At 69.5% G+C, this 16,311-nt stretch carries 11 protein-coding genes; 1 reads left to right on the top strand and 10 read right to left on the bottom strand.

Annotated features, from left to right (window positions below):
• The first annotated feature begins 31 nt into the window (after window positions 1-31).
• Window positions 32-1,024: a ketopantoate reductase family protein gene (locus FB464_RS04310; protein ID WP_116414947.1), complete on the top strand. Its 993-nt coding sequence runs from the start codon at window positions 32-34 to the stop codon at window positions 1,022-1,024.
• An 89-nt stretch (window positions 1,025-1,113) separates the two neighbouring features.
• Here FB464_RS04310 and rbfA read toward each other — a convergent pair whose 3' ends face one another.
• The 10 genes from rbfA to FB464_RS04260 form a co-directional block, all read right to left on the bottom strand.
• Window positions 1,114-1,581, bottom strand: a complete 468-nt coding sequence (rbfA, locus tag FB464_RS04305; RefSeq protein WP_116414948.1) for a 30S ribosome-binding factor RbfA — start codon at window positions 1,579-1,581, stop codon at window positions 1,114-1,116.
• Window positions 1,582-1,662: 81 nt separating this feature from the next.
• Window positions 1,663-4,677, bottom strand: coding sequence for a translation initiation factor IF-2 (infB, locus tag FB464_RS04300; protein ID WP_116414949.1), 3,015 nt, complete (start codon window positions 4,675-4,677; stop codon window positions 1,663-1,665).
• An 89-nt stretch (window positions 4,678-4,766) separates the two neighbouring features.
• The gene (locus tag FB464_RS04295) at window positions 4,767-5,024 is read right to left on the bottom strand and encodes a YlxR family protein (protein WP_116414950.1); all 258 of its coding nucleotides are present in this window, start codon (window positions 5,022-5,024) and stop codon (window positions 4,767-4,769) included.
• Window positions 5,025-5,090: 66 nt separating this feature from the next.
• Window positions 5,091-6,092 (bottom strand): transcription termination factor NusA, encoded by a 1,002-nt coding sequence (gene nusA / locus FB464_RS04290; protein ID WP_116414951.1) that lies wholly within the window; start codon window positions 6,090-6,092, stop codon window positions 5,091-5,093.
• A gap of 69 nt (window positions 6,093-6,161) precedes the next feature.
• The gene (locus FB464_RS04285; RefSeq protein WP_116414952.1) at window positions 6,162-7,151 is read right to left on the bottom strand and encodes an NAD-dependent epimerase/dehydratase family protein; all 990 of its coding nucleotides are present in this window, start codon (window positions 7,149-7,151) and stop codon (window positions 6,162-6,164) included.
• Window positions 7,148-10,024 carry an alpha/beta fold hydrolase gene (locus FB464_RS04280; RefSeq protein ID WP_246092927.1) on the bottom strand — a complete coding sequence of 959 codons (2,877 nt, stop codon included), beginning with the start codon at window positions 10,022-10,024 and terminating at the stop codon, window positions 7,148-7,150. The genes FB464_RS04285 and FB464_RS04280 overlap by 4 nt, the downstream gene beginning before the upstream one ends.
• Window positions 10,024-11,049 (bottom strand): 3-oxoacyl-ACP synthase III, encoded by a 1,026-nt coding sequence (locus FB464_RS04275; RefSeq protein WP_116414953.1) that lies wholly within the window; start codon window positions 11,047-11,049, stop codon window positions 10,024-10,026. The genes FB464_RS04280 and FB464_RS04275 overlap by 1 nt, the downstream gene beginning before the upstream one ends.
• Before the next feature lie 164 nt (window positions 11,050-11,213).
• Window positions 11,214-12,977 (bottom strand): proline--tRNA ligase, encoded by a 1,764-nt coding sequence (locus FB464_RS04270; protein WP_116414954.1) that lies wholly within the window; start codon window positions 12,975-12,977, stop codon window positions 11,214-11,216.
• Between the two features lie 22 nt (window positions 12,978-12,999).
• Window positions 13,000-14,871 (bottom strand): trypsin-like peptidase domain-containing protein, encoded by a 1,872-nt coding sequence (locus tag FB464_RS04265; protein ID WP_116414955.1) that lies wholly within the window; start codon window positions 14,869-14,871, stop codon window positions 13,000-13,002.
• A gap of 85 nt (window positions 14,872-14,956) precedes the next feature.
• A complete protein-coding gene (locus tag FB464_RS04260; RefSeq protein WP_116414956.1) occupies window positions 14,957-16,309 on the bottom strand; it encodes an MFS transporter in 1,353 nt (450 codons plus the stop codon).
• Window positions 16,310-16,311: the final 2 nt, after the last annotated feature.

The following is a 16,311-nucleotide window of genomic DNA, read 5'->3' as shown; positions in this document are numbered from 1 at the left end:
CGCTGCCCTGAACCCCGAAAGGCCCCACCGCATGCAGATCGCCGTCGTCGGAGGTGGCGCCATCGGCGGCACCATCGCAGCCCTCCTCGACCGGGCCGGCCACAGCGTCGAGCTGACCGCACGCGGGGAACACCTGGCGGTCATCCGGCAGTCGGGCATCCGCCTCACCGGCGGCTGGGGCGCGCACGTCGCTCACGTGCAGGCGAACGAGGTGCTCACGACGAGCGCCGAGCTCGCGTTCGTCTGCACGAAGGCGCAGGATGCCCGGCCGGCCATCCTCGCGAATGCCGAACTCCTCGGCGGAAGGCCCGTGGTCATCGTGCAGAACGGCCTCGAAGCGCTCCGCACCGCGCGGGAGGCCCTGCCCGAGGCGGACTGGATCGGCGGCCTCGCGCTCTACGCGGCGAGCTACCTCGCGGCCGGCGAGATCTCGGTCACGACGACGGGCGTCACCTATCTCGGCTCGGGAGACGGAGAGCCCTCCCCCGCCACACGTTCGGCCACCGCGACGCTGGCCACCGTCATGCCGGCCGAGGCGATCGCGAACTTCACCGGTGCGCAGTGGTCGAAGCTCATCGTGAACCAGGTGAATGCGATGCCCGCCATCACCGGGCTCAGCGTGCAGCAGACCATCGAGCATCCGGAGCTCCGGCGCATCATCACCCGCAGCATGCAGGAGGCGGTGCGCACCGGGTTCGCGGTCGGCACCCGCTTCGGCAGGGTGCAGGGGCTCAGCCAGGTGCTGCTCCGCGCCTTCGCGCTCGCACCGGCGGGGCTCGCCGAACGGCTTCCGCTCCGGATGAGGGCGCGGATGGGTTCGACGCCGAACCCGGGTTCGACGCTGCAGAGCATCCGCCGCGGGCAGCCGACGGAGATCGACTACCTGAACGGTGCCGTCGTCGCCGAGGCGGCCTCCGCCGGACGCGAGGCGCCCGTGAACGCGGCCCTCGTCGACCTCGTGCACGAGGTCGAGCGCACGGGCCACTTCCTCACGCCCGCGGCCGTCGCCCGCGCCGTCCCCTGACCTGTCGAAACCCCGAAAATTGTCGCTTTCACACAGTCAGAGCGACTATTTCCGGGGTTTCGCTGAACGACCCGATGTGGGGTGCGGGGTCAGGCTGCGGGCGGGGCGTCGTCGAAGTCGTCGTCGTCGTCCGCGATGACGCGGGGCTTGACGTATGGGTCGGCGTCGCCGGCGTACTGGCCCTGGCGCGCCAGGGTCTCCACCTCGGCGTCGCGGGTGCGCGCCTCGGTGAGCAGCGAGTCGATGAGCTTCGCGTTCTCGGGGATTCCGTCAGCGATGAACTCGAGTGACGGCGTGAGCCGCGAGGTGATGTTCTTGCCGACCTCCGTGCGGAGCATCCCGGTCGCCGACTTCAGTGCGGCGGCACTGTCGGCGCGCTCCTCGTCGGTGCCGTACACCGTGTAGAAGATCGAGGCGTGCTGCAGGTCGCCCGTGACGCGTACGTCGGTGATCGTCACGAAACCCATCCGCGGGTCTTTGACACCGCGTTCGAGCTTCTTGGCCACGATGACCTTGATGCGGTCGGCCAATTTGCGTGCTCTGGCTTCGTCAACCATGACGCGTCCTTTCGTTAAGGGATGGCGGGGCATCCGGAACCAGATGGAACCAGGATGCCCCGCCGGGGTACTGCCGAACCGCTAGGTACGCGGCTTCTCTTTCATCTCGATGGTCTCGATCTCGTCGCCGATCTGGATGTCGTTGAACTTGCCGAGACCGATACCGGCCTCGAAGTCCGTACGCACCTCGGTGACGTCATCCTTGAACCGGCGGAGCGATTCGATGGCGAGGCTGTCGCCGACCACGACGCCGTCGCGGATGACCCGCGCCTTGGCGTTCCTCGTGATCGTTCCGGAGCGAACGATGACACCCGCGATGTTCCCGAACTTGGAGGAACGGAAGATCTCGCGGATCTCGGCCACACCCGACTGCACCTCTTCGAACTCGGGCTTGAGCATGCCCTTGAGCGAGTTCTCGATGTCTTCGAGCGCGTTGTAGATGACCGAGTAGAACCGCACGTCCACACCCTCGCGGGCCGCACGTTCGCGGGCCTTCGGGTCGGGGCGCACGTTGAACCCGATGATGATCGCGTTGTCGATCGTCGCCAGGTCGACGTCGGACGCCGTGACGGCACCGACACCGCGGTGGATGATGCGCAGCTGCACCGAGTCGTCGACCTCGATCTTGAGCAGCGACTCCTCGAGTGCCTCGACGGCACCGGAGACGTCACCCTTGATGATGAGGTTGAGAGACTCGACCTTGCCCTCTTCGAGAGCCTTGGTGAAGTCCTCGAGGGAGATGCGCTTGCGGGCACGGGCCAGCAGGGCGTTCCGCTCCACGGCTTCGCGCTTCTCTGCGATCTGGCGGGCGGTGCGGTCTTCTTCGATGACGAGGAAGGTGTCACCGGCGCGGGGCACCGACGACAGACCCTGCACCTGCACCGGACGGGAGGGCGTTGCGGCGAGAACCGCGACACCGTTCTCGTCGTGCATGGCGCGCACACGGCCGTAGGCGGTACCGGCGACGATCGCGTCTCCGACCTCGAGCGTTCCCGACTGGATGAGCACGGTCGCAACCGCACCGCGACCCTTGTCGAGCTTCGCCTCGATGGCGACACCGCGGGCATCCTTGTTCGGGTTGGCCCGCAGGTCGAGGCCCGCGTCTGCGGTGAGCAGCACGGCGTCGAGCAGCTTGTCGATGTTGACGTTGTTGCGCGCCGAGACATCCACGAACATGACGTCTCCGCCATACTCTTCGGCGACCAGGCCGAATTCGGTGAGCTGCTGGCGCACCTTGGCCGGGTTGGCACCGGGAACGTCGATCTTGTTCACCGCGACCACGATAGGCACGTTGGCGGCCTGCGCGTGGTTCAGCGCCTCGATCGTCTGCGGCATGATGCCGTCGTCTGCCGCCACCACGAGAACCGCGATGTCGGTGACCTGCGCACCACGGGCACGCATGGCGGTGAACGCCTCGTGACCGGGTGTGTCGATGAAGGTGATGGCGCGTTCGATGCCCTCGTGCTCGGCGACGACCTGGTAGGCACCGATGTGCTGGGTGATGCCACCCGCCTCACCGGCGACGACGTTCGCGTTACGGATGGCGTCGAGCAGACGGGTCTTACCGTGGTCGACGTGACCCATGACGGTGACGACCGGCGGGCGGATCTCGAGGTCTTCGTCGGTCTCCTCGGCGAGTTCCTCGTCGAGGTCGATGTCGAAGCCGAGCAGGAGCTCGCGGTCCTCGTCTTCGGGCGAGACCATCTGGATCTTGTAGCCGAGCTCCTCGCCGAGCACACCGAAGGTGGCCTCGTCGAGCGACTCGGTCGCCGTCGCCATCTCACCGAGGTGGAACAGCACGGTGACCAGGTTGCCCGGGCTGGCGTCGATCTTGTCGGCGAAGTCGGTGATGGATGCACCGCGGCGCAGGCGCACCACGGTCGACCCGTCGCCACGGGGCACACTGACGCCACCGAGCGAGGGGGCTTCCCTCAGTTCGAACTCTGCTCTCTTCGTACGCTTGGACTTGCGCGCCTTGGCACGCCCGCCACCACGACCGAAGGCTCCAGCGGTACCGCCGCCGGGACCACGGCCACGGCCACCGGCACCCGCTGCGGGGCGAGGAGGACCGAACGTGTTGCCGGGGGCTCCACCGGGAGCGCCACCGGGACGGAACCCGCCGGCACCAGCCGGACGAGCGCCACCCGCACCACCGGGACGGAAACCGCCGGCACCGGCCGGACGTGCTCCGAAGCCGCCGGGGCGGTTGCCCTGGCCTGCTCCACCCGGGCGCGGCGCGCCGGGACGGGGTGCACCCGGGCGCGGGGCGACGGGACGGGGGATGTTGTTGGGCGTGGCACTGCCACCGGCGGGAGCGCCGGGACGGGCACCTGCGGCCGGAGCGGAACCCATGCCCTGCGAGCTGGCGAACGGGTTGTTGCCGGGCCGCGGGGTACCGGGGCGCTGCATACCCTGCGAGGACGCGAACGGGTTGTTGCCCGGGCGCGGTCCGCCGGGGCGGGCGCTGCTGCCGGGACGAGGTGCCGAACCGTCACCGGCTGCTGCGGCAGGAGCGGCACTTCCGTCAGCAGGAGCCGACGCGGGTGCCGTGCTGGCCGACGGAGCTGCCGGGGCAGCGCTCGAGGGAGCGTCGGCCGGAGCCGGTGAGGCCGGGGCGGCCGGCGACGGGATCGCCGTGCGCGACGACTGGCTCGTCGGCGGAACCATGGCACCCGAACGACCCGGGCTTGCCGGGGTACGAGGTGCCGTGGAACCGGGCGCGGCGGAGGTCGGGGTGCTCGAGGCGGGGGTTCCCGGAGTCGACGGGGCCGTCGACGAGGGTGCCGTCGCCGGGGCGGACGGTGCCGCGGGGGCCGGTGCCTTGGGCGCGGCGGGGCCGGGACGACCGCCGCCCGGGCGCACAGCAGTGGCCGTCGACGTGGTCGACGATCCCCCGCTGGATGCGGTGGTGGCGCCGCCGGCGGATGCCTTGGCGCTCTCGGCCTGCAGCGCCTCTTTCAGGCGCCGGGCGACCGGTGGTTCAATGCTCGATGAGGGTCCCTTGACGAATTGGCCCATTTCTTTGAGCTTCGCCATGGCGACCTTGCTGTCGACGCCGAGTTCGCTTGCGATCTCGTGTACGCGTGGTTTTGCCACAATTCTCCTTGTTCGGGCCGTGACCCCGAACAGGGACGGCCTCAGTTGTGTGCGCTACTCATTTTGAGGCGCTCATGAGTGATTACTCATTAGTTGTTCACAGTGGCGTTCAGCCTTGTCTCTAGTTCGGAAATGTCGAGCTGCCTGTCAGTACGCAACGCCCGGCCGAAGGCCCGACGCTTCACGGCGTTCTGGAAGCAGTGGATGGTTGCGTGGAGATACGCGCCTCGCCCCGGCATCACAGCGCCGTCATCGACGACAAGCAGTGAATTCTGGGCCACGACCCTGAGAAGGGAGGATTTCTCGGCACGCGCTCGGCAACCGACGCACGTTCTTACAGGTTTCATTCTAGCACCGCCCTGATTCGCCCGGACGGTTTCGACACCGCTCCGGCTGTCGAATGGATGCCCGGGCTAGTCGTCTTCGAGGATCGAGTCGGGCTGGATGTCGATCTTCGCGCCCGTGAGTTTGGCCGCGAGGCGGGCGTTCTGCCCTTCCTTGCCGATCGCCAGGCTGAGCTGGTAGTCGGGAACGAGGGCGCGCACGGCCTTCAGCGACGCATCGATGACGAACGAACTCGTCACCTTCGCCGGGGAGAGCGCGTTCGCCACGAACGTCGGCAGGTCTTCGGAGTAGTCGACGATGTCGATCTTCTCGTTGCCGAGCTCGTTCGTCACGGCGCGCACGCGCTGACCGAGTTCACCGATGCAGGCACCCTTGGCGTTGATGCCGGGCTCGGTGGCGCGAACCGCGATCTTGGTGCGGTGGCCGGCTTCGCGAGCCAGCGAGACGATCTCGACGACACCGCTCGCGATCTCGGGGACCTCGAGTGCGAAGAGCTTCCGCACGAGAGACGGGTGCGTGCGGGACACCGTGATCTGCGGACCCTTCAGCCCACGACCCACAGCGGTCACGTAGACCCGGATCCGGTTGCCGTGGGTGTACGTCTCGCCGGCGACCTGCTCCTCGGGCGGCATGATCGCCTCGACCGTACCGAGGTCGACATGGATCATGCGCGGGTTCGGCCCCTGCTGGATGACGCCCGCGACGATGTCGCCCTCGCGCCCCTTGAACTCGCCGAGCACGGCGTCGTCGGCGATGTCGCGGAGGCGCTGGTTGATGACCTGCTTGGCAGCGAATGCGGCGATGCGGCCGAAGTCGCTCGGCTCGTCGATGCTCTCGCCGATGACGAGCCCCGAGTCGTCGAGTTCGGGCACGAAGATGCTGACGTGACCGGTCTTCCGGTCGAGGTGCACACGGGCCTTCGGGGCTTCCCCGGCCGGCGCATGGTCAGCCTGGTCGGTGTGCTTCAGGTAGGCGGTCAGAATCGCCTGTTCGATGATCTGCACAAGCTCGTCGAAGGGAATTTCGCGTTCGCGTTCCATGAGCTTGAGCACGCTGAGGTCGATATCCACGGCCGGCCTCCTTCTCTTACGTATTCAGTTTCTTCAGTCTCAGACGGGGCGATGGCCCGGTCCAGCTTTCTAGGATACCCGATCGCCCGGGTCCATGGCGTACCACCGGCGGAGGCGTTCGAAGCCCTCGTCGAGGGTCACCGCGGGCTGCCAGTCCAGCGAAGCCCGGGTGCGGCGCTGGTCGTACCAGTGCGACGTGGAGAGCTGTTCGGCGAGGAACCGGGTCATCGGCGGCTCGTCACGCCCCGGGCGCACGGCCCAGACCCGCTCGATCAGGCCCCCGGCCTCGCGCGCCACCGCGGCGGGAACGCTCCAGCCCGGCCGGGGAACCCCCGCCGCCCCGCAGATGCCCGCGAGAAGCTCCGAGACGGTGCGGGGCTCACCGTTCGACACGACGAACGACTGGCCGTGTACGGCTTCAGCGCGTTCGAGCGCTGCGACCATCGCCGAGGCGGCATTGTCGACGTAGGTCGTGTCGATCAGGGCGAGTCCACCGCTGAGCAGGGGCAGCCGCCCCCTGCTCGCCCGGTCGACGACCCGTTCGATGAGCTGGGTGTCCCCCGGCCCCCACACGATGTGCGGCCGCACGACGACAACGGCGAAGCCCGGTTCGTCCGCTTCGAGCGCGAGCAGTTCGGCCGCAGCCTTCGTGCGGGCGTATTCGCCGCGGGCGCGCTCCGGATCGGCCGGCAGGGCATCGTCCCCGACGATCGAGAGCCCCGCGTGTGCGACGGACGGCGAGGAGACCATCACGAAGCGGGTGGCCCCGGCGCTCCGGGCGGCGGCCACGAGAGACCGGGTCCCCTCGACGTTCACGGCCCGGAAATCCTCGGGCGCTCCCGCGAACGAGACCTTCGCCGCAAGATGGATGACCGCGTCGACGCCCTCGGCGGCAGCACGCACGGCCTCGGGGTCGGTGATGCTCCCCCGGGCATCCAGAGCACCGTCGACGCCGGAGACACCGCGCTGGAACGTCCGCACCTTGTGCCCCGCAGCGAGCACCCCCCGCGCGACGGCCCGGCCGAGCATCCCGCTCGCGCCCGTGACGAGGACCCTCACGGCGCCACTCGCCGCCCGCCGGCCAGCACGCCCGCCGCCCAGGTGCCGAGCGCGGTGCGGTCGATCTTCGAGTTGTGGCGGATGTCCGTGGGCAGTTCGGAGACGACGAGCACAGCTGCGACATCCACCCCGGATGCCCGCCGCACCGCCGTGGCGAGCGACGGTTCGGCGAGGCCGACCGGAGTGCGCCGTGCCCGCGGGGCGCTCGACTCGATGACGGCGACGACCTGCTGTGTGCCGCGCGGACCGATCCCGACGAAAGCGGCTCGTCGCACGCCGGTCAGGGCCTCGACCGCCTGCTCCGGGCCGACCGGGGTCAGGATGCCCATGGCCGTCGTGATGACGTGCGGCAGTCGCCCCTCGACCCAGAGCCGGCCCTGCGCGTCGAAGTGCCCGACGTCGCCGGTGCGGTGCCAGCGCCCGGCCGGCGTCTCCCGGGTGGCGGCCCGGTCGGTGAGCCAGAGCTGGTCGTAGTGGTCTTTGAGGTGGGGTGCGGAGACGACGATCTCCCCGGTGACGCCGGGAGCGGCACTCGGCTCGCCAGTCGCGTCGCCGTGGTCGTCGAGGGCGCTCAGCAGCACGCGCACACCCTCGACGGGCGCGCCGACGCAGACGCCGCCGGGGGTCGGCGCGGGCGTCCCGGCCTGCGCGCCCGCGCGCGCCTCGGCCTGGGCCGCCGCGTGAATACCGGCCTGCGCATCGGCCTGCGCCTCGACGATCCCGTCGAGCGTGATGTCGGTCATCAGCAGGCCCTCCGTCATCCCGTAGGGGGTGTGGATGCTCGCCTCCGGCAGCAGCGCGGCGACCTCCTGCAGCAGCGGCACCGGCAACGGTGCGCCCGCGGAGAGCAGCGTCCGCACGCGGCTGAGGGCGCTCCGCTCGGGGGCGGTCAGGGCATCCGAGGTCGCCGTCACGTTCATCAGGGCGGCCGGGGACGCGAAGACGACCGTGGCATCGACGGCCCGCGCGGCCTGCGCAATGGCGCGGGCGGACAGGGTCTTGGGGGAGGTGACGTCCATGTCGGGCGTGACGGACGTCGCGCCGAGCGCGGGGCCGAGCAGAGCGAACGGCGCGAAGCCTGCGACGAGGCCGGTGCCCGGGCTGATGCCGAACCGGTCGCCGAGCAGACCGACCAGGGCGGCGAGCTGGCGGTGGGTGTACACGACGCCCTTGGCGGGGCCGGTCGAACCCGAGGTGAAGAGGATGGCGGCGGTGGCATCGGGGTCGGTGGCGGCGGGGGCAGCAGGGCGGAGGGCTGCGCCACCGGCGGCGATCGCCTCTCTGCCCAGCCGGGCGACGTTGGCGAGCGAATGGCTGACCCCGAGGGCCGCGGCGAGCGGCGCCGAGAGGGTGCGGGCCGAGATGCGCTGTCCGGGCCAGCCGAGCACGCGGGCCGCAGCCAGAGCGGTCTCGATGCCGATGACATGATCGGGGCGCGCGCCACGGACGGCGCGGCTGAGACCCGGGATCCCGAGGCCCGCGTCGGCGACGACGACGACCGCGCCGATCCGGAGGCAGGCGTAGAGCACACCCGTCAGGTCGGCACCCGGGGGCACGAGCAGGGACACCCGGTCACCCCGCTCGACGCCCACGGCGGTGAGGCCGGCGGCGAGCTCATCCACCCGGCGTTTCAGCAGCGCCCAGCTCACGGAACGGATGCCGCTCCCCCGCTTCGCGCCCCGCGGTGCGATCTCGACGACAGCGGGTCGCGGATCGGTCGCGTGTTCGTCGAGGGTGGCCCAGAGCGGCCGGAAGGGCGCCGCCGGGGGCTCGCTCGACCTGTCGGCGGACGGCGCGGCGGCGGCGCCAGGCCCTTCGTGCGCGGCCACGGCAAGCCCGGCGACGTCATTGGCGTCGGAGTCCGCAGACGCGTCGGTGGCGACATCCAGCCCCCGGAAGCGGTCGGTGAGCCAGGACAGGATCATCGGGGCGACTGCGACGTCCTCGCCCACCAGGTGGCCGGCACCCTCGAAACGGGTGACGTCAGCATGCGGCAACCGCGTGAGGAGGTCGCCGAGGTAGCGGTCGCTGAAGACGGGATCACGGGGGCCCCAGAGCATGAGCGCCGGAACGTCGAGGCGGGCGACGGCCGACGAGACGCGGGTGAGTTCGGCGAAGCTCGGGTGCGAGGCGTCGACGGGGATGTCGGCGACGAAGGCTCCGATGCCCTCGCGGCGGCGCGCAGAGCGGTAGGGCGCGCGGAAGGCGCTCCGCACGGACGACTCCAGCGCGGGGTGCGCGATCGCCAGGGTCGTGTCGAGAAAGGCTGTCGTGCGCACGGTGCTCGCCACCAGGAGCGAACGCTTCAGCACGAGCCGCAGCGCCGCCGGGAGCGGAGCGTTCTCGGGCTGGTGCACGGCCGTGTTCAGCATCATCACGCCGGCGAGAAGATCGGGGTGGTCGACGGCCCAGCCGAGCGAGACGACGCCGCCCCAGTCATGGCCGAGGGTGACGACCGGGCCGGCGAGGCCGAGGGTGTCGGTCAGGGCGCCGAGGTCGGCGATGCGCTCCGGCAGGCCCCGGTCGTGCCCGGAACGCTCCGAGAAGCCCATCTCGAGCTGGTCGACCGCGACGACCCGCCAGACGGGGGCAGCAGAGGCCTGGTTCAGCGCAGCATCGGCCAGCGCAGCATCCGTCGCCGCCGCGACCACCGTGCGCCAGAGGTACGACCACGTCGGATTGCCGTGCACGCAGAGAATGGTGCCGGAGGGTTCGAGGCCCGCCTCGGTCAGCAGCGCGAGGTTGTCGAGCAGGTGCCAGGTGCGCGGAGTGCCGTGCGAATCGGGTGCCGTGACGAGACGGGACCAGCGGGCATCCAGACCCGGGAACCCGCCGGGCAGCGACGCCGGCTCGCGCCAGCGCTGGCCGCCCACTACCAGACGATCTCGGTCATGGCGGTGTTGATGCCCGAACCGACCCCCATGCAGAGCACGCGGTTGCCCTTGACGAGCTTCGAGGCCTCGAGCGCAAGCGTCATCGGCAGGGACGCGGGGCCGACGTTGCCGAGCTGCGGGTAGGTGAGCGGAATCTTCTTGCGGTCGAGTTTCGCCGCCTTGACGATCGAATCGGTGTGCACATCACTGACCTGGTGCAGGATGTAGCGGTCCATCTTCTGCCAGTCCCAGGAGCCCTTCGCCTCTTTCCACGCCTCGACGACCAGCGCCATGCCGCCCGCGAGCAACTCCTTGGTGTGCGTGAACATGCCGTCTTTGTCGCCGACGCAGAGCAGGTGGTGCTCGGTTCCGGCCCGCGAGATGCCGCCCATGATGCGGTGGCCCTCCGGGTGCTGGTCGGCTGGGCCGAGCACTGCGGCGGCGGCACCCGAACCGAGGGTGAGCGAGGCGAACTCGTTCACGAAGTCCTTGCGGGAGATGCCGGGCTGCGAGAGACGGTGGATCGTGTTGGCCTGGATCTCGTTCGAATCCTCGCCGTCGACGATCACGGCGTACTTGATCTGGCCCGAGTCGATCATCTGCGAGGCGAGCGTCATTCCGTTGACGAAACCGAGGCAGGCGTTCGTGATGTCGAAGTTCATGGCCGAGGAGGGCAGCCCGAGGGCGTGGTGGATGCCCACCGCCACACTCGGTTCGAGGTGCTTGCGGGTGACCGACGTGTTGATCAGCAGCCCGACGTCTTTCGGGTCGACGTTCGCCTCCTTGAGCGCATCGCCTGCCGCACCGGCCGCTGCCTCGTCGAAGGTGCCGTTGTCGTCCCAGTTGCGGCGGGAGATCACGCCGGCGACGCGCTGCAGGAGACCGGTGGGGAGGCGCAGGCGGGTCAGAGCGTCGGCGAGCCGCACGTCGATCTCCTCTGACGTCACCACGAGCGGAGCGAGGCGCGCTTTCACCGCGAGCAGCGCCGAGTTCTGATGCCGGAAAGTGGCATTGGAGTTAGTCAATGGAGTCCTTCTACGCCTGATGCAGTTACGCCCGAATGCAGCCAATCCATGACTGCGCATCGGTCAAGTCTAATTTGAGCTTGGTGTGAGTTCGCCCACCTGCCGCACCGCCTCGTTTCGGCGGCCGTTCAGTGCTAGGGCGGGGGGGCTTGGCCGCGGTCGGCTCAGAGTGCCGCGACGACCTCGCCGAGAGCGACCTCAGTGCGTTCGCCGGTGGCCCGGTTCCACACTTCGACCGTTCCATCGACGACGCCGCGACCGACGATGACGATCTTCGGTACGCCGATCAGCTCCGCATCGCCGAACTTCACGCCCGGCGAGACCTTGGGCCGATCGTCGAACAGCACCTCGCGGCCCGACGCCTCGATCTCGGCGACGATGCCCTCGGCGGCCTCGTAGACGGCCGCGTCGCGCCCGGTGGCGACGACGTAGACGTCGAAGGGCGCGACCGCGGGCGGCCAGATGAGGCCCTTGTCGTCGTTGTTCAGCTCGGCGATGATCGCCAGGATCCGCGTCACACCGATACCGTACGAGCCCATGGTCACGGTGACGAGCTTGCCGTTCTCATCGAGCACCTTGAGGCCGAGCGCTTCGGCGTACTTCCGGCCGAGCTGGAAGACATGCCCGATCTCCATGCCGCGCGCGGTCTCGATGGGGCCCGAGCCGTCGGGGGCGGGGTCGCCATCCCGTACATCGGCGACCTCGACGAAGCCGTCGCCCACGAAGTCGCGACCCGCCACAAGACCGAAGACGTGCTTCTCGTGTTCGTTCGCGCCGGTGATCCACTGCGTGCCCGTGACGACACGGGGGTCGAGCAGGTACCGGATGCTCGTGCTCGACGTCTCGCCGAGCACGGCCGTGCCGGCCGCGGCCCACGGACCGATGTAGCCCTTCACCAGGCCGGGGTGTTTCGCGAAGTCGTCTTCGTTCGCGGCTTCGACCTCCGCGGGCTGGAACGCGACCTCGGCCCGCTTCAGGTCCGCGTCGCGGTCGCCGGGAATGCCGACCACGACGATCTCGCGGCTGCCGTCGAGCTGCGTGACGGCCAGAACGACGTTCTTCAGGGTGTCTGCGGCGGTCCACTCGCGGCCGTCGGCACGGGGCTGCTCGGCGTTCGCCAGTGCGACCAGACTCTGGATGGTCGGGGTATTCGGTGAGTCGAACACCGTCGGTGCGGGCAGGCCATCGACCGGGAGGGCGCCCGGCACCAGCGTGGTGAAGGCTTCGACGTTGGCGGCGTAGCCTCCCGCGGAGCGCACGAAGGTGTCTTCACCCACGGGAGTCGGGTGCAGGAACTCCTCGCTCTTCGAGCCGCCCATCGCGCCGGCGTCGGCCTTGACGATCACGTATTCGAGGCCGAGCCGGGTGAAGATGCGCTCGTAGGCGTCGCGCTGGGCCTGGTACGAGACATCCAGACCCGCATCGGTGTAGTCGAACGAGTACGCGTCCTTCATGGTGAACTCACGACCGCGGAGGAGCCCCGCACGCGGGCGGGCCTCGTCGCGGTACTTGTCCTGGATCTGGTAGATCGAGAGGGGGAGGTCTTTGTAGCTGCTGTACAGGTCTTTCACCAGGAGGGTGAAGACCTCCTCATGGGTGGGCGCCAGCACGTAGCCCACACCGCGGCGGTCTTCGAGGCGGAACATACCGTCGCCGTAGTCGACGTAACGGCCGGTGGCCTCGTAGGGCTCCTTCGGCAGCAGGGCCGGGAAGTGCACCTCGTGGGCGCCGGCGTTCGACATCTCCTCACGGACGACCTTCTCGATCTTCGCCTTCACGCGGAGACCGAGCGGGAGCCACGCGAAGATCCCCGGTGCCTGGCGACGGATGTACCCGGCCCGCACCAGGAGGCGGTGGCTGGTCACCTCCGCATCGGAGGGGTCTTCGCGGAGGGTCTTCAGAAAGTAATTGGTGAGGCGTGTAGGCACCGGAACAGTCTATTGCGGCGCGCTACGACGCCGCGTCGGGGCTGATGGCGGCTGCCGCGGACAGGGGGTGCCCACAGGCGGTGCAGAACCGTTGCCCCTCCGAGACCACTCGTCCGCACGCACCGCAGTGCGTGTTCGCGGCGGCGGGCCCTTCGGCGGCGGCGAGTGGTGCGTCCGCCGCGTGCGGCTCATCGGTGGCGGGCGGCGCGGGCGCCGGGTGCGGCTCGGTGCCGAGCGGCGCGGCCGCCGGGTGCGGCTCGTGGGTGAGCGGCGCAGCCGCCGGGTGCGGCCCGGCGGTGGAGAGCGACTCGGCCGGGACGGGTGGCGAGGCCGGGGTGGGTGGCGAGGCCGGGGGCACGGCTGCTGCGGCTGGGGCGGACGCCGCGACTGGGACGGACGCCGCGGCTGGCAGGTATGCGGAAGCTGACGGCGCGGCCGGTGGGGCCTGTGCTGGCACCGGAGCAGGCGGGGCCGCTGAGGACGCGGCCGAGACGGGGGCGGCGGGCTCCGAGAGTGCCGTCACCGGGGCGGGCATTGCCGCGGACGGAGCCAGCGGTGCGGGCGTTCCTGCGGCGGCGGGCAGCGTCGAGAATGGCGCGCCAGCGCTGGCCGCTGCTGTCGCACGACGCTTGCGCCCCCCGCGGAGGACGAGGAGGACGACCAGCCCGATCACGAGCAGGAGGAAGACGCCTCCCCCGATGCCGGCCCAGAGGATCCAGCCGGTGGTGTTCTCGCGGGGGAAGGCCTCCGTGGCTTTCGCCTGGTACTGCTGGGCGATCGCGTTCTGCGGGTTCGCGGCGACGACCTTGGCGAGGTCTTCGGCAGCAGCGTGGAACCTGCCGTCGAAGTATTCCGAGAGGCCCGCGCGGAAGAAGGTGTCGGCATCGCTGAGGGTGTTCTTGACGCCGTTGCGGGCGAGGAGGGCCGAGATCGTCTCGGGTGCAGCCGCGAAGTTCAGCTGCTGGGTGTCGCCCGAGGGGCCGAAGCTGATGGCGCCGACGACGTCGCCCGTGCCGTTGATCACGGGGCCCCCGCTCATGCCGGGGCTCATGGTGACCCCGATCTGGGTGAACGGGCCGCCGTCGGTCTGCTGCCGGCCGCTGACCTGGCCCTGGGCAAAAGTGGGCTGCGGATTGCCGCTCACCAGGTCTGTCACATTGCCCGGATAACCGATCGCGTCGACCTTCTGGCCGGTGGCCGGCTGTTCACCCGAGACGAGGAGCACGGGGAGGGGCGCGGGCGCGTCGATCTTGAACAGGGCGACGTCGCCCTGACTGAGCGGGCGGTCGTCCTGGAGGACAGCCGTGAACCCTGAGGCGTTGTCGGCGGAGATCGAGATGGCCGGATAGACCTTCATGGCCAGCACGGGCGCCTCCCCGGTCTTCTGGCCCTCCACAGGCCAGGCGCCCTCTGCGCCGGCTGCGATGTAGCCCTGCGCATCGGCCTCGGTGATGTCACCGTTCGCGACCTCGTCGGAGAGGAACTGGTCGACCAGGGCCGTCTTGCCCTCGGCGACGTCGGCGCAGTGCCCCGCGGTGACGATGTAGCCGTCGGAGCTCGCCACGAATCCGCTGCAGCTGAACGACGCGTCGATCTGGTCCGACCAGGCCGTCGTGCCGTCGGGCAACGGGAAGTTCACGAAGCCCGACCACGTGCCGCTCAGGTAGACCGTGCCGGCCTCACCGATCGCCGCCAGGTGCTCCTGCGACAGGTCGTCGACGGGTTCGGCCATCGCGACGGACGAACGGGAAAGCCCCTTCGTCGCGGATGCAGGGGCACCCGGCAGCGCAGCAGCCGTCAGCGCAACACCGGCGACGAGGGCGCCGCAGACCAGCAGCGCACCCAGCCCGCCCTGCTTCAGACGTTCGTGGGTGGGACGGTTCTGTGCATTCACTCTGCATCGGCCTCTCGTTCGGATTTCGCTCCGAACAGCACAATATCAAGAAATGCTCATCTATGAGTAATCGTCACCCGGTGTTTCACCGCTTTTCGGTGACCTCGTCCTCCAGCACATCGTCGACGAGCTTCTCGCGTTCAGCCGAGGCGGGCCGCGGCGTCTCGAGCACATCCAGCGAACGCGTGTCGCCGTCGTGCGTCACGATGAAATGAGGCGAGCCGTGCACCTGCACGTTGAGACGCAGATGCTGGTGCCGAATCATCCAGAGCAGGCCGATCAGCGCCGCCGCGAATCCCGCCACGGCCGCGACACCGATCGCCCAGCGCGGGCCCAGGGTGTTGGCGACGAGACCGACGATCGGGGCTCCGATGGGGGTGCCGCCCATGAAGATGGCCATGTAGAGCGCCATCACGCGGCCCCGGAACTCGGGTGCCGTCGTCATCTGCACGGCACCGTTCGCTGTCGTCATCAGCGTCTGCGCGGCGAACCCGAGCAGAACGAGGCAGAGCGCGAAGGTCAGGTAGGTCGGCGAGAAGGCGGCCAGCAGACAGCTCAGCCCGAAGAGCGCCGACGAGGCGAAGACGAGCCGGAGCCGCGGTCTCTCGCGCCTCGCCGAGAGCAGGGCACCCGCGACCGACCCGACGGCCAGCACAGACGACAGCAACCCGAACGCCGTCGAATCCAGATGGAACGTTCCCGTGGTCATCGTCGACGTGAAGATCTGGAAGTTCAGACCGAAGGTTCCGATGATCGCGATCACGACGAGCACGATGACGATGTCCGGACGTTTCGACACGTACCGGAAGCCGTCGAGCAGCTGGCCCGGCCCGCCCTTCGAACGCTTGGGAACGCGCAGGTTCTCCTGGCGCATGCGTGTGAGCGAGAAGAGGACGGCACCGAAACTGATTGCGTTGATCAGGAACACCCAGCCGGATCCGACGACAGCGATCAGCACGCCCGCCAGGGCAGGTCCGATCATCCGTGCCGCATTGAAGGACGCCGAGTTCAACGCGACGGCGTTCGAGAGGTTCGAGTCGGACACCAGGTTCGACACGAACGACTGCCGGGCAGGCGCATCGAAGGCACTGGTGATGCCGAGCAGCAGCGCGAAGATGTACACCTGCCAGAGTTGCGCTCTGCCCGAGAGCACGATCAGTCCGAGCGCCAGCCCGAGGATACCCATCACCCCCTGCGTCACCATGAGGAGCTTGCGGCGGTCGACGCGGTCGGCAACGAGCCCCGTCCACGGAACGAGCAGCAGTTGTGGCCCGAGTTGGAGCGCCATCACCACTCCGACCGCGACGGCGTCGTTGCGGGTCAGCTGGGTGAGCACGATCCAGTCCTGGGCGGTGCGCTGCATCCACGTGCCGACATTCGAGACGATCGCCCCGCCGAACCAGACCCGGTAGTTGTAGTCGCTGAGCGACCGGAACATCG

This window comes from Subtercola boreus, from assembly GCF_006716115.1.
GTDB classification, from domain to species: domain Bacteria; phylum Actinomycetota; class Actinomycetes; order Actinomycetales; family Microbacteriaceae; genus Subtercola; species Subtercola boreus.
This window is presented reverse-complemented; position numbering and strand designations above follow the sequence as displayed.

Excerpts from the sequence above, each read along its gene's own strand:
- FB464_RS04310 (WP_116414947.1), top strand. The coding sequence starts at position 32 with ATGCAGATCGCCGTCGTCGGAGGTGGCGCCATCGGCGGCACCATCGCA.
- rbfA (WP_116414948.1), bottom strand. The coding sequence starts at position 1,581 with ATGGTTGACGAAGCCAGAGCACGCAAATTGGCCGACCGCATCAAGGTC.
- FB464_RS04295 (WP_116414950.1), bottom strand. The coding sequence starts at position 5,024 with ATGAAACCTGTAAGAACGTGCGTCGGTTGCCGAGCGCGTGCCGAGAAA.
- FB464_RS04260 (WP_116414956.1), bottom strand. The coding sequence starts at position 16,309 with ATGTTCCGGTCGCTCAGCGACTACAACTACCGGGTCTGGTTCGGCGGG.